Origin of the sequence: Endozoicomonas sp. ALB032 (genome assembly GCF_049310125.1) — a bacterium.
Lineage (GTDB): Bacteria > Pseudomonadota > Gammaproteobacteria > Pseudomonadales > Endozoicomonadaceae > Endozoicomonas_A.
The window spans coordinates 1,317,641-1,332,363 of record NZ_JBLYNW010000001.1; the positions used below are offsets into that span (position 1 = coordinate 1,317,641).

The 14,723-nt window shown below is 48.3% G+C and carries 10 protein-coding genes; all 10 read right to left on the reverse strand.

Annotated elements, in window-relative coordinates; genetic code table 11:
* Positions 1 to 182: 182 nt before the first annotated feature.
* Complete coding sequence (locus ACO6VG_RS04245) at positions 183 to 761, reverse strand: chorismate mutase (RefSeq protein ID WP_422135739.1); 579 nt, start codon at positions 759 to 761, stop codon at positions 183 to 185.
* Positions 762 to 1,101: 340 nt separating this feature from the next.
* Entirely contained in the window at positions 1,102 to 1,644 is a 543-nt protein-coding gene (locus ACO6VG_RS04250; protein WP_422442578.1) for a hypothetical protein, read from the reverse strand.
* 239 nt (positions 1,645 to 1,883) lie between these two features.
* Positions 1,884 to 3,365 (reverse strand): hypothetical protein, encoded by a 1,482-nt coding sequence (locus ACO6VG_RS04255; RefSeq protein WP_422472865.1) that lies wholly within the window; start codon positions 3,363 to 3,365, stop codon positions 1,884 to 1,886.
* 781 nt (positions 3,366 to 4,146) lie between these two features.
* On the reverse strand, positions 4,147 to 5,394 hold the full coding sequence (locus ACO6VG_RS04260) for a hypothetical protein (protein WP_422135742.1): 1,248 nt from the start codon (positions 5,392 to 5,394) through the stop codon (positions 4,147 to 4,149).
* Positions 5,395 to 5,540: 146 nt separating this feature from the next.
* Positions 5,541 to 5,828 carry a hypothetical protein gene (locus tag ACO6VG_RS04265; RefSeq protein WP_422135743.1) on the reverse strand — a complete coding sequence of 96 codons (288 nt, stop codon included), beginning with the start codon at positions 5,826 to 5,828 and terminating at the stop codon, positions 5,541 to 5,543.
* Positions 5,829 to 5,967: 139 nt separating this feature from the next.
* Positions 5,968 to 7,275 (reverse strand): C2H2-type zinc finger protein, encoded by a 1,308-nt coding sequence (locus ACO6VG_RS04270; protein WP_422472867.1) that lies wholly within the window; start codon positions 7,273 to 7,275, stop codon positions 5,968 to 5,970.
* A gap of 291 nt (positions 7,276 to 7,566) precedes the next feature.
* Positions 7,567 to 8,583, reverse strand: coding sequence for a hypothetical protein (locus tag ACO6VG_RS04275; protein WP_422135746.1), 1,017 nt, complete (start codon positions 8,581 to 8,583; stop codon positions 7,567 to 7,569).
* 323 nt (positions 8,584 to 8,906) lie between these two features.
* Positions 8,907 to 10,835, reverse strand: a complete 1,929-nt coding sequence (gene aceF, locus ACO6VG_RS04280) for a pyruvate dehydrogenase complex dihydrolipoyllysine-residue acetyltransferase (protein ID WP_422472869.1) — start codon at positions 10,833 to 10,835, stop codon at positions 8,907 to 8,909.
* A gap of 19 nt (positions 10,836 to 10,854) precedes the next feature.
* Positions 10,855 to 13,512: a pyruvate dehydrogenase (acetyl-transferring), homodimeric type gene (gene aceE / locus ACO6VG_RS04285; protein ID WP_422139195.1), complete on the reverse strand. Its 2,658-nt coding sequence runs from the start codon at positions 13,510 to 13,512 to the stop codon at positions 10,855 to 10,857.
* A gap of 778 nt (positions 13,513 to 14,290) precedes the next feature.
* Positions 14,291 to 14,680, reverse strand: a complete 390-nt coding sequence (locus tag ACO6VG_RS04290) for a hypothetical protein (RefSeq protein WP_422472871.1) — start codon at positions 14,678 to 14,680, stop codon at positions 14,291 to 14,293.
* Between the last annotated feature and the right edge of the window lie 43 nt (positions 14,681 to 14,723).

A 14,723-nucleotide genomic window follows, 5' to 3' on the forward strand; every position in this document is an offset into this window, starting at 1 on the left:
CCGACCTAACTAACACTAAACAAAAGCCCCTGTCAGCCTATTATGGATGTCATTCCAACCACTGTTTCAACGATGAGACTATTTCGCCTTGTGCAGCCAGGAGTATGCTTTTTGAGCATCGAGCCAAGCGGACTGATGACTGGTTTGGAGATGATATGCACTACAGGTTTCAACGCACTGCACTAGCTCTTGATCAAACGTATCCTCTGAAGACTTTCAAACATCTTCTTTTTATCGTTTTCAGATAAATGCTTTGTATTCACCGTTCTGACAAAGTCTTTCTGCAGATTATTATCAAAAGACCCTCCACCTTTCAGGTATTCGCTGATTCTAACCACAATTTCATCACCAAGCTCCAAAAGCTTTGGCCTGACCTCAGAAGCTAAATCCCGATATTCACTATTTTCAGGATGGGTAGATAACCAGTCAGCCCTATAGCGATATTGAATCGCCTTGGCAGCATCCATCTGTGCCTGAAAGAAACCAACAATAGAGTCCGGTTGTAAACCTGCCTGCTGCGCATCGACCAATGCTTTCTCAAGCACCTGCTTTTCTCTGGCCAAGTCTTCAATCGCACTGTGGCTTTTGGCCTTGGATAAGGCGACATCCTGCATATAATTCAACCGTTGGTTGATTAACTGAAAGATTCCATTCGACATTGTATCGGCAACCGTCAAGGTGGAGAGTGTCAAACAGAGCAAACCAATGACTACAAGCTTTGTACTTCCCCAACAATCCTCAGAGCTTAGAACCAGTTTCATTCTGTCGATTCCGCTAGTGACACAGTTCATATTTTCCCAATACCTTCAAATATCTGCCAAAGTCACCAGTGCTTGAGATGAAAAATAAGCTCATACTTAACTCCATTGACAGCCTCTGGAAGTACGGGGTTTTATGCTCATTCGATAAAACAACATAATTCATGTCGCTGATTGGATGTACCCAAACCTCTTCCCCAAACCTGCACTGGCAGGAATCGGCGAAACAATTTAAAAGCAAAGTTTACTGCTCATGTTGTTCAGGATCCCCGCTACCACCAGAGTCAGAAGTCAGGGAGCCGGTGACAGAGTCTGGGAGGTGTTTGCCCCTGAGGCCTGCTGACTATTGGTCGCTTTGTTGCTGGCCTTGCTGTTGGCCATTTCTGCGGAGCATCATGCTGGTGTTCGCAAATGGTTCATCCTGACCCGCCTCCGGTTGACCCATCTGCGGTGAATCAGGATTCCTATAGTTCTTAGCAAACCAGGAGACAGCCATAAACGCTTCCCAAGTTAGCAATAGTTTATATCTGTGGCTAAAAGCGGCATTGTTGATAACGACCAGTTCATACAAAACCAGCAGATTGCTAATGTATATCCATTGCCACGAAACGGACTCAATAAAGGTCATTAACCCATAACCGCCAAGTCCGCGCTGTTTGTCATCAGGCAGAGCAGATGACTCTGCACGGCCGCTGTTGTTAGCAATGTCTGACTGATTGCACGACAGTGTATAAGAGCCATTCTTTATAGAAATATTCTGGACTGAAGAATCTGCATTATCCTTTTGAAAGTCCACAACAAATCGTCTTTTCAACGTTCCACCCTGACAGATTGCAGATAGCGAAGCAATCAGCAACAGCTGCGCCACACAGAGTGATTTTTTCATCATTCCATCCCCGCATATGACTTGTAGAAAAGATAGATAGAGAAAGTGTTAAATCAAGAAAATAAACCTGTTTTTCTGTCAAAAACCAAAGGTTGCAGCAGGTGAAAGTTTGCCGTTAATAAGATACCAGAATACAAGCTATCCCTGACCAGAGTGTAAATGACGTCTACTGCTGTTCGGTTAAAAATAGAAAGGTAGGTGAAATTGAAGCATGTTTAATAATTCTACCCAGCATGACATCAATTCTGGTGATATCCACTTCTGTGACAATAGAGCTCATCAAGAGTAATGAAGATCCTTCCGCATAGTTGCCAAACCTGTCTCCCCTCGCCATCGTCCACGAGCCCTGCCATGTCACAGAAGTGTGACCCAATAATGTGGTCCCTTCTTCCGGGATGCGACCATCTAATATCCCATTCACCTTCGTGGTTCAACAAGCTGTGACCCTGCTGCTCCGCGATATTCCTGTAGACCTTCCCGCATACTCTCTGCTCGCTATCCTCCCCGACCACTATCAGGTCACAAAATGCTGGCTCAATGTGGCATTGTGTTCTGTGACGCGACAGCATTTCTTGATTCCTGAAGGACATCTCGCATGGCCGCCGCCTGCCATCATTGAGGATGATTAGCGCGTAACAGAATTTTGGCACGCAGTGGGATCTTCTTACATGAAGCGACCGCCCCTGAACAGTCCTGAAGACCTTCCCGCATCTCTGCCGTTGACCATCCTCTGCGACCATTATCACGTCACATTCGATTCTCCTGCTACGAGTTATATCGGGTGCCCTTGAATCTGTCTGGTATAAAGTGGGACTAGCTGGTCCGTGTTCTTGCTGGTTAATTTGGCCGCGAAAATTATTTTGGATATGTGCATTATTTTGGATTTCCGAGCGAGGGTGTGAGCTTTGTCCGGATGTTGCTCCTGTGTGTCCTGAAGAACTTTCTTCGCAATTCAGCAGCACTTCAGCTGGCTCTCTGTTCCGGAATGATGATCTGAGTCCACAAACACCGTGACAAGAATCGACGTAACAATTTAAACCGAAAGTATGCTTCTGGTGTTGTTCAGGATCTCCGTTACCATCGCCAGAGTCAGAAGACAGAGGGCTGGTGAGAAAGCCTGTGAGTTGGGTGGTGGTTGCCCCTGAGGCCTGCTGACCGGACACTGCCGATGGCTGGTCTTGTTGGCCATTTTGTTGTTGGTTTTGTCCGGGTAGCATCATAGCGCTAATCGCAAACGGGTCATCCTGACTTGCCTTTAGCTGTTCTATCGGGTCAGACAGCGGTGAATCGGAGTTCCGATAGCTTTTCAAAAGCCAACCAACAACGACCAACGCTTCTACAGGTGTCCATGAATAAGGTTTTGTGCTCATGGCAGCGGCACGGGTACTCAGAACCAGTTCGTATGCTACCAGCAAATTCGTGCCGTAAATCAATTGCCACGAAATCGACTCAATAAAAGACGTTTTTAGTCCGTAACTGCCAAGTCTGTGTGGTTTGTTATCAGGCCGAAAAATTGATCCTGAATAGCCGTTTGTGCCAACAATGTCTGACGGAGTAAACGACAGCGTATTAAGGTCACGTTTTATGAAAAAGTTACCAATTAGAGAACCTGCATCCTGTTGAAGCTCGACAACACAGCGTCTTGTCAGTGTTTTAGCCTGACAGACTATGGACAACAGCAACAGCGCGGACAGGAATGCCGCAGAAATTGGTGTTTTCAAAACCTTATTCTTACATCTGTTCTGTGTTTTACGATCATAGGGTGAATCTGACACTGCATAGCTATTTGTTTCGGCAATTCCTGACGATTTACACGACTCTGTATGCAAGTCACACTTTATAGAAAAGTTCTGATTTGGAGAGCCTGCATCCTGCTGAAGCCTGACAACAAAACGTCTTGTCAACGGTTCGGCCTGACAGGTGATAGATAGCGACGCTGGCAGTATAAACAATGCCGCAAAGAGTGAGTTTTTCATCATTCCATTCGTGCATTCTATTTTGTAGAAGAGAAAGATAGATCGGGAAAGTGATAGATCAAGAAAATAAGTATGTTTTCTGTCAAAAACCAAAAATTACACCGGATGAAAGGTACATCGTATATAAGTACTCAGCCATACGGAATCGAATATTTCTGGCTTATTGGGCAGGTGCTCTGCAAGGCGCAACGACGGGAACATAGCAAGCTATGTGACTAGAGTTGCAACGCATCACGACTGCATGGATGCAGGAGCTAGAGCAACGCAGGAGCAGTTGCCGCGAGTGCCTGAACAATAAGTCAGAAAATATGATTTCGTATGGTTGAGTACTTAACCTATGGTGGAGCGAAAAAATCATTCTGCTCTTGGTCAATAGGGTGGCGTTTTCGGTTACCCCGCGTGGCAACCTCTGAGCATCCGCGTCAGCCACTGTCTCGACAGGGGTTAAGTGCCTGGCAAGACGTGCCCCGTCAGCATCAGTTGAAGTTATCACGGCATTTCTGCTGCTGGCCATTCTCGATGAACATTATTTGTCAGAGATATCTTCCCTTTCATTATTCTTTATAGAGGCTGCAACTGCATTCATTGAGTTTATAAGTGACTGGCTATTTGTTGAGTTGAGATAAATGCTTTGAGTGACAGGAAAATCATCAGGAGGATCGACAGAGAGGTCAACCAGTATCTCAAAATCATCGGGAAGATAATTGGAAGTATCCATCAATGTGTCGGCATCATCAGGGAGATAAATAGAAGGATCCATCTCTCTGTCGACATCATCAGGGAGGTAAACAGAGCGATCAATCGATGTGCCAAAATCAGAAATGATATATACAGGAGGGTCAAGTAATGTACCAAACTCAGAAATGATATAAACGGGGGGTTCATTCAATGTGCCAGGATCAGTCGATGTAGAGTTCTCTCGATTGCGGGGCTGTTCACAGTGAAAATCGGCTGGATCAGCATGAAGAGTGTCGCATACCGAACTATCTGGGAAATTCAGCGAGCGTTCAGCTGACTCTCTGTTTCGGAGTGGTGATCGAAGTTTACAAACACCAATACAAGAATCGACGAAACAATTTAAACTCAACGTATGTCGGCTTTGTTCAGAGCCTTCGTTACCGCCACCGGAGCCGGAATGCTGAGGGCTGTTGAAAGAACCTTTAATTTGGCTGTTTGCCCCGGGGGCCTGCTGATCAGTTGATAATACTGTTGGCTGATTTCGTTGCTGGTTTTTTTGTTGACCATGTTCGAGGTACGTCATTGTGATGGTCGCATATGGGTCATCCTCCTGTAACATCATAGAAGCCGCACCCAGTTGATCCATTGTGTTGAACAGCGCTGAATTGGCGTTCCAATAGCCTTTCAGGAGCCAGCCGACAGCGACAAACGCATCTACTGGTATCCTTAAACAAGGTTTGGCGCCTGAAGGAATGTTATTGGTCAGGATCAGTTCATAAGCAACCAGCAGATGAGTGGCGTAAAACAGCTGCCATGAAATCGACTCACTAAGGGTCGTTTTTGACCCATCACCGCCAAGTCTGTGTGGTTCGTCATCAAGTAGCCTATTTGAACCAGAATGGCTATTTGTCTGGGCAGTGTATGACGGGTTGCCCGCTAGTCCATGCTGGCCAAGCTTTGTAGGAAAGTTCCCGTCTGGAGAACCTGAATTCCGTTCAAGCACCACAACAAAACTCTTTGTCAACGGTTTGGCCTGACAGATGACAGATAACGAATAAAGCAGCAACAGCAGTGCCGCAGACAGAGAGTTTTTCATTACATTCCAGTCTGTAGCTTATAATATTCAGTTCTTATTTTTTAAGAGGAAAGATAGATCAAGAAATCGGTAGTTCAAGGAAATAAGCGTATTTTTCGATGTTGCTGCTGCCCTGTCTACTTTTGGTCGTTATGTCCCGACCGATTTTAATTAGCCTTAAAATCATCCTCATCACCAGAACCGGGGCAGGTTCGGTAACCGCCAATTCTTTGTGGTTTGTCATCAGGCGGCAAAGCCGGTCCCCGACAGGCGTATGTGTCTGAGATGTATGACGGATTGCCTGACAATATAAGCTGCTCAGGCTTTATGGCAAATCTCCGGATTGGAGAATCTCCACCCTGTTCAAATTCGACAACAAAACTTCTTTTCAATGTTGCAGCCTGACAGAGGACAGACAACGAAAACAGCAGTGCCATAGAGAGTGTGTTTTTCAAAACTTTATCCTTACATCTGTTTCGTGCTTTGTTTTTGTCTTTCTTTTTTTCAGATTGGAAGCTGGGAGAGTGATTGATCAAGAAAACAGGCATCTTTTCGGTCAAAAAAAAGCTTGCAGCGCGAAATGACAATCAGAAATCAATCACTTGACTTTGCATCATCAAGTTTTCGTTTCCGGTGTTGCCTTCTGTGATTCGACAGGGCTTGACTGTTTGGCAGCGTAGTCTGGCACTCAGGGCAGGTTCGCTCTCCGGTGTGATCCTTTCTTCTATGAGCCGCCAGGGCTTTCACGTTTGGCAGCGTAGTCTGGCACTCAGGGCAGGTTCGCTTTCCTGTGTGATATTGACTTTTGTGAGCCGACAGGGAATGAGCGTTTGCCAAGGTCTTCTGGCACTCAGGGCAGGTTCGCTTTCCGGTGTGATATTGACTTTTGTGAGCCGACAGGGCATGAGCGTTTGCCAGGGTCCTCTGGCACTCAGGGCAGGTTTGCTTTTCGGTGTGATCTTTTCTTTTGTGAACCGACAGGGCTTGAGTGTTTGGAAGGGTCTTCAGGCACTCAGGGCAGATTCGCTCTCCGGTGTGATATAGACTTTTGTGAGTCGACAGGACTTGAGCGTTTGGCATGAGCTTCTGGCAATCAGGACAGGTTTGCTCTCCGGTGTGGTCTCTTCTTTTGTGAAGCAACAGGGCTTGAGCGTTTGGCAGGGTCGTCTTGCACTCAGAGCAGGTTTGCTCTCCGGTGTGATCTTTTCTTTTGTGAACCGCCAGGGCTTGAGCGTTTGGCAAGGACTTCTGGCACTCAAGGCAGGTCCGCTCTCCGCAATGATACTGACTTTTGTGAGTGTGCAATGAGGCTTGAGAGCTAAATAATTTTTTACAGCCGGGGTGATGACATCGGTATTTTTTGATGACTGCCTTTTTCTGTTTTTCCGCAGGAGGTGGATTTAATTTTAATGACCCACCGGTTGTGCTGTCAGCTTCTGAGACAACTGTCGGTGCTTCAGCAGGATGGCTTACCGAGCCAGATTCCTGATCGCCTGCTTGCCAATAGACATCTGTTGTGTAAGCGAAAGAGTCATCTGAGATTGAACGACACAGGGTACTTGCGGAAGGAGCGAAGATACAGACTCCCTGTTGATTACAACAGGGCTGTTCATGGCAATTCTTGTCAAAGCTATGTCGTGAGTCAGTGGGCCGACCCGAATTTTCATCATTATTGTCGCTGTCGTATAAATAATGTGATTTTTCTCTATGTCTATTGAATGACTGACCGTGAACCTCTGACTCTGTTACCCGGGAATAGTTACCGCCGCCCGTTCCGTACATCAAAGTGATGATCTGAAGTTTGTTTCGCCTGGAGGGTTGGTCATCGGACAGCATGCCTGACCATTCGTTTGTGCTGATCGTGTGTGATACTTCGTTTTGCATCAGCTTCCAATCAGTCATTGGCATTGCAGTTAATAGGTCCGGCTCAGTTTTTATAGAAAAACTCTGGCTTGTCGAAGCCTCATTTTGATCAACCTCAACGATAAAACGATGAGTCTGCGGCTCAGCCGGGCAGACGAAAGGCAAAAAGACCAATACGTGCGAGAGTAAGCTGTTAATGGTTCTATCCTTTATTTTCCGGGGATAGGAGCAGTGAGGATAGACGAGAAGACAGAAGGCACGAAACTAAAATCCGGGGACAATGACAGTAGATCAGACCTGCATCAAAGCCCTTGCCATTGCGGACAGACTTCATGGATGCCTTGGAGATACCCATAATAGCGACCTCGGACTCATACAACCATTTGTCAGGTTGATATCAATGCGGTGAATGTCAGAGAAATCAACAAAGAATTGATTATAGAGTTCATCTGGGGGGGCATCAGTAACTGGAATAAATGTGTTTCTATCGAAATAAACCAGTGGCGATGTGAAGGATCGACTAGTGATATCCGGGGATGAGACCTGTCCGGGTGTGGCTTCCATATGGGCGGTCGAATTCTCTAAAGAATTCACTACAGAAATCAGCGGCCCTTCTGCTGAGTTATCAGATGATTGCGAGAGTTTACAAACGCCATGACAGGAATCGACGTAACAATTTAAACCCAAGGTATGCCGTTGTTGTTCAGAGCCTCCACTACCGCCGCCAGAATCAGAAGACGATGGGTTGAAAAAGCCCGTAGCATGTGTGGTTGACCCTGATACCTGCTGACCGGATGAGGATGATGACCGGCTTTGTTGTTGACCATTTTGTTGTTGACCCCGCCCGGGGAGCATCATAATGGTGATCGCAAACGGGTCGTTCTGACTTGCCACCTGTTGTTTCATCGGGTTAAACAGCAATGAATCGAAGTTCCAATAGCTTTTCAAAAGCCAGCCGACAGCTAAAAACGCCTCTATTGGTATCCATGAATAAGGTTTGCCGCCCGGAGTGCCGTCATTGGTGGTCAGAATCAGTTCGTAAGCAACCAACAGATTTGTGGCGTAAAACAATTGCCATGAAATCGATTCAATAAAGGTCGTTTTTGCTCCGTAACCGACAAATCTCGGTGGTTTGTCATCAGGCAGAAAAATTGACTCTGCGAAGCCGTTTGTGTCAGCAACGTCCGATGGGGTGCCCGACAACGAATTCAGGACGTGCTTAAGAGAAAAGCTCCGAGATGTCTGTGTATGCTCGACAATAAAACGAGTTGCCAACAGTTCGGCCTGGCAGATAACAGACAACGACAAGAGCATCAGCAGCAGTGCTGCAACAGACAGTTGCTTCATTGTCGTAACAATGCACTCGAATTTGTTGGCATGAAAGGTAGATCAAGAAAGTGATAGATCAAGAAAACAAGCCTCATTTTCTCTCAAAAAACCAAAGGTTGCATCAGACAAGAAAGAGCCCGCTAATGAAAACAGCTGCGGACTTTTTATTCAATGGGTCAGATGACTATTCCCTCTGGATGCGGGCTTTAAGCCTGGTTTAGACCAAAAAAGTGGTACATCAGGAAAGCAAGCGTGCTTCTCTCCCAAAAAAATTGTACCGGGTAAAAAAAGCCCGCACTGCAAAACAGTCGCGGGCTCTTTTACTCACCGGAATCCCGGGATTACAGCAGCAAACGACGAATGTCTGACAACAGATTACTTAGCAGGGTGGTGAAGCGGGCGGCATCAGCACCATTAACCACACGGTGATCGTACGACAGTGACAGCGGGCACATCAGGCGTGCATCAAAGTCCTTGCCGTTCCAGACAGGCTTCATGGATGCCTTGGAGATACCCAGAATAGCGACTTCAGGCGAATTCACGATGGGGGTAAAGGCGGTACCACCGACTGAACCCAGGCTGGAGATGGTGAAGCAGCCACCTTGCATTTCAGCCGGTTTCAACTTCTTGTCACGGGCCTTGCCAGCCAGTTCGATACACTCTCTGGACAGATCCCAGATACCTTTCTGGTCAACATTTTTGATGACCGGTACCAGCAGGCCGTCAGGAGTATCTACAGCAACACCAATGTTGATGTACTTCTTGTAGATAACCGACTCACTGTCTTCACTGAGGGAAGAGCAGAATACCGGCATCTCTTTAAGTACGTAAGCCACAGCCTTCAGGAAGAAAGGCAACGGAGTCAGCTTGGTGCCCCGGGCTTCTGCCATTGCCTTGTTGGCCTTACGAAAAGCTTCCAGTTCGGTAATATCCGCTTCATCAAACTGTGTGACGTGGGGCACATTCAGCCAGGAGCGCTGGAAGTTCTGAGCTGCTACTTTACGCAGACGATTCAGGGCCACTTCTTCGATTTCACCCCACTTGGCGTAATCCTGGGCAGGCACCGGAGGAATACCCATCCCCCCTGTGACGGCAGCTGTCTGAGGCTTGTCAGCTTCAGACAGCATGGCCTTAACGTAAGCCTGAACATCTTCTTTCAGGATACGGCTGCGTGGGCCTGTGCCTTTTACTCGTTCCAGGGCAACGCCAAACTCACGGGCAAGCCTGCGAACCGCTGGACCGGCATGGACATTGCGATTGGCTTTTTCCAGTTCTACCAGTTTCTGAGCAGAAGCCGGAGCAGCAGGTGCTGGTGCTTTGGCAGCCGCAGGAGCCAATGCTGCCGGAGCAGAAGCCTGTGGCGCGGGAGCAGCCGGAGGCGCAGCAGCAACACTGCCCTGGGTCTCAATCCTGGCAATCAGGTTGCCCTGGCTGAGCTTGTCACCTTCTTTAATGCAGATCTCTTTGACAACACCGGCAAAAGGAGAAGGTACGTCCATACTCGCTTTGTCAGATTCCAGCACAATCAGGGAATCTTCTTCAGCGATTTCATCACCCACGGCTACGCAGATTTCGATAACAGGGACGTCTTCGGCACCAATATCGGGCACCGTCACTTCCTGAACGCCACCTGCAACAGGCGCTGCGACTGGAGCTGGTGCGGCAGGCTGAGGGGCTTCCGTCTGAGGAGCCGGAACAGGAGCAGCACCTGTGGTTTCCACTTTCACCACCAGATCGCCCTGACTCATCTCGTCGCCTTCTTTCACGCAGATCTCTTTTACTATGCCAGAGAAAGGTGAAGGAACTTCCATGGTCGCCTTGTCAGACTCCAGAACGACCAGAGAATCTTCTTCAGAAATCTCGTCACCTATAGCAACACAGATTTCGATAACAGGGACGTTTTCTGCCCCGATGTCTGGAATCAGAACGTCCTGAATGCTGCTGCCGACTGGTGGAGCAGCTGGAGCAGGCTCTGGCTTTGCAGCCGGAGCTGGAGCTGCTTCGGTGGTAGTTACGGAACCTTCCTTATCTACGACAATTGTCGTTATTTTCAGCATGTCATCACCTTCAGACACACTGTCACCTACCTTGACCATGATCTCGGAGATTTTGCCGTCACGGGGTGCAGGCACTTCCATGGATGCCTTGTCTGACTCCAGAACAATCAGGGAGTCATCGGCAGAAACTGAATCACCGGGTGCAACGCAGATTTCAATAACTTCTGCACTGCCACTGCCGATGTCGGGGATCTTGATTATTTCATCGCTCATTCGGGATAACCTTATGAAATCAGCAGTACAGTGGGTTAGCTTTGTCGCCGTCGATGTTGAACTTTTTCATAGCGTCTTTCATAACAGACACTTCCAGTTCACCGTCTTTTACCAGACCGTACAGGGCAGCAATAACAACGAAGTAACGATCCACTTCGAAGAACTCACGCAATTTCTCACGGGTATCGGAACGACCAAAGCCATCGGTGCCCAGGGCAATGAAAGTACCTGGTACGAATTCACGAATCTGGTCGGCGTAGATCTTCATGTAGTCAGAGGCGGCAATAACCGGACCCTTGCGACCAGTCAGCTGCTGTTCGACCCAGCCTGCACGCTTCCCGGAGTCAGGGTTCAACATGTTGTGACGAGCTGCCGCCATACCATCTCGACGCAGTTCGTTGAAGCTTGTGGCACTCCAGATATCAGACTCGATACCGAAGTCGTTACGCAGGATGTCAGCAGCAGCACGCACTTCCTCAAGAATAGTGCCACAGCCCATCAGCTGTACTTTCAGGCCGTCGTTTCCGGCGTTTTCCTCGAAGCAGTACAGACCTTTCACAATACCTTCGATAATGCCATCGCCTTCTGGCATGGCTGGCATCCTATAGCTGTCGTTCATAGTGGTAATGTAATACCACACGTTTTCGTTGTCGCTATACATACGACGCAGACCGTCCTGAACAATCACTGCCAGCTCGTAGCCGTAAGTTGGGTCGTAGCTGATGCAGTTAGGAACAGTGGAAGCGAGAATGTGGCTGTGACCATCCTGGTGTTGCAGACCTTCGCCGTTCAGAGAGGTTCGACCGGAAGTCGCGCCGATCAGGAAACCACGAGCCTGCATGTCGCCTGAAGCCCAGGCCAGGTCGCCGGTTCGCTGGAAACCGAACATGGAGTAGAAGGCATAGAAAGGAATCATGGGTACATTGTTGTTACTATACGAAGTCGCCGCCGCGATCCAGGCAGCGTGGGCACCGGCTTCGTTAATACCTTCTTCCAGAATCTGACCCTGTTTGGACTCCTTGTAGAACATCACCTGATCAGAGTCGACCGGCTCATACATCTGACCTTCAGCAGAGTAGATGCCCAGCTGACGGAACATGCCTTCCATACCGAAAGTCCGGGCTTCATCAGGAATAATCGGTACGATGTGCTTACCGACATTCTTGTCTTTCGCCAGAGCCGCCAGAACACGTACGTAGGCCATGGTGGTTGAGATTTCTCGTTCACCACTGCCTTTGAGAACAGCGTCGAAGGCACTCAGGTCAGGAATTTCCAACTGCACATCCGACTGCTCGCGACGCTGAGGAATGAAACCACCCAGTTTTTCACGATGCTTGCGCATGTAAACCATCTCAGGGCTGTCTTCTGCGGGCTTGAAGTAAGGCAGGCTGGCCAGATCTTCATCTTTGATCGGCAGGTCGAAACGGTCACGGAACTGTTTCAGGTCATCGATAGGCAGTTTCTTGACGTTGTGGCTGACGTTGGAGGCTTCACCCGTGGTACCGGTACCGTAACCCTTTACAGTCTTGGCCAGAATAACCGTTGGCCTGTCGGTGGTGTTTACCGCAGCATGGTAGGCTGCGTAAACCTTGTATGGATCGTGACCGCCCCGGTTCAGACGCCAGATATCATCGTCAGAAAGGTGTTCCACCATCTTTTTGGTTTCAGGGTAACGACCGAAGAAATGTTCACGTGTCCAGGCACCGCCCTTGGCCTTACAGTTCTGATAGTCACCATCGACGGCTTCGTCCATCAGCTTCTGCAGCACACCGTCTTTGTCCTGGGCAAACAGCTGATCCCAGTGACGACCCCAGGTCACCTTGATCACGTTCCAGCCAGCGCCACGGAATACGCCTTCAAGCTCCTGCATGATCTTGCCATTACCACGAACCGGCCCGTCCAGACGCTGCAGGTTACAGTTCACCACGAAGATCAGGTTGTCGAGCTTTTCACGGCCCGCCAGAGAGATTGCACCTGTGGATTCCGGCTCATCCATTTCACCGTCACCCAGGAAAGCCCAGACTTTACGGTTCTGCTCCGGGGCCATACCACGGTTGATCAGGTACTTCATAAAGCGTGCCTGATAGATGGCCTGCAATGGGCCCAGACCCATGGATACGGTAGGGAACTGCCAGAAGTCAGGCATCAGGTGCGGGTGAGGATAGGATGAAAGACCCTTGCCTTCTACTTCCTGACGGAAACCGTCCAGCTGATCTTCACTCAGACGACCTTCGAGGTAAGCACGGGAATAAATACCCGGAGCCGTGTGCCCCTGATAGTAAACCAAATCGCCTTCACGGTTATTGTTGTAACCGTGGAAGAAGTAGTTGTAGCCGATATCGTACAGGGTTGCACTGGAAGCGAAGGAAGAGATGTGGCCACCCAGTGAACTGTCTTTCTGGTTAGCACGCATGACCATTGCCAACGCATTCCAACGAACCAGGGAACGGATTCTGCGTTCCATAAACAAGTCGCCCGGCATTCTCGCCTCTTTCTCAGGCGGAATGGTGTTGCGATAAGGGGTAGTAATCGCATAGGGCAGCTGGGTGCCTTTCGCTCTGGCATGCTGGGAAAGTCGGGTCATCAGGTAATGAGCCCGGTCTTCCCCTTCTTTTTCCAGAACGGAATCCAGGGCTTCCAGCCACTCCCGGGTTTCGATGGGATCAATGTCGTGCATATAGTTTGCTCCGAGAATTGAGCGCTGTAACCAGTTCTAAAAAAAGCATCTGTGAAGGGATCATCAGCCACTGATGCATCTTTCCATTACGATTACCCGGACAGGAGTACACTTTAGCAACTCAGCCTTGAGCAAATAAATCGCCTCAATCTGAGATGGACAACCACATTTTCAAATGGCGGTTATTCATCAATGAGCCAGTGAAATTCCGTCTGTCAGGATAGTCGAGGCTCTAAGGGGCCGCTTTTTTCAGCCCATACCACCAGTGAAAACCAATGATCCGAGGAGTCCGAACAAGAAAAGATTGCTCGAGGGCTACCCCTGTCGCGGCTCCCAGCGCCAAACTGTTATCTATGAAAAATCTGTCCTGTCTGCTTGAGCGTAAGGTTCGACCACCGTGCCATCAGGCTTCCAGCCGGACGATTGGCCCTGGATGGAGATTTAACCGGGTGCAAAGAAGACAGAGCTTAAAACTTCAGAAAATTGATTTCGATCAATTTTGTAATTGAACTACAAGATAAGCAAAATCCGCAATGAGTACCAGTACTTAGGCACAGTAAAGTTACAGAAATATATCAAAAGCCGCTACATCATTACATTTATCCATGAAATTCCCATGACATAATTATTATCAAACAAGAAAAAACTCTATCAGCGCATACCCCGATAGAAATTTCCGCGCTGGACTTTACTCTGAATTTACGCAGAGAAAAGTCGAAAATCCCTACTGGAAAAAGAAAAATGCTGACGATTCGTCGAATTAGTGTAAAACCTCTCACTATATTGGCATATCTTCCTGCCATGAGCTGATACCCCGGAGCCGCCTTTGATCCGCTTTGATGCCAGCTAATGGAAAAGCAATTTTCTGCTTCCAGCTGGAGCTTGTTCTAAAGCTGATGCTCAGCTGCTGAGCAGGATCAATCTCACTGGCAATCTGTTCTCTTTCTTCCATGTCCAGAACATCATTAAATCGACCATGATTCATTGGAGTGGCAGGTATAGCTTGCCAGAGAGGCGTATCTTTTTTACTGGCATTGTATTCAGGATCAAGGGAAGCACTGACCTTGCTGGCCAGCTCATCATCGATGCCGAAAAAGAAGGTTTGCGAAACCTGTGCCGGGAACAGAATCTGGCCCCAGCTGTACCTATGGTGTCGTTGAAAAAACACGCTTATTTTTTTGATCTGTCACTTTCCTGGACTAACTTTCCTC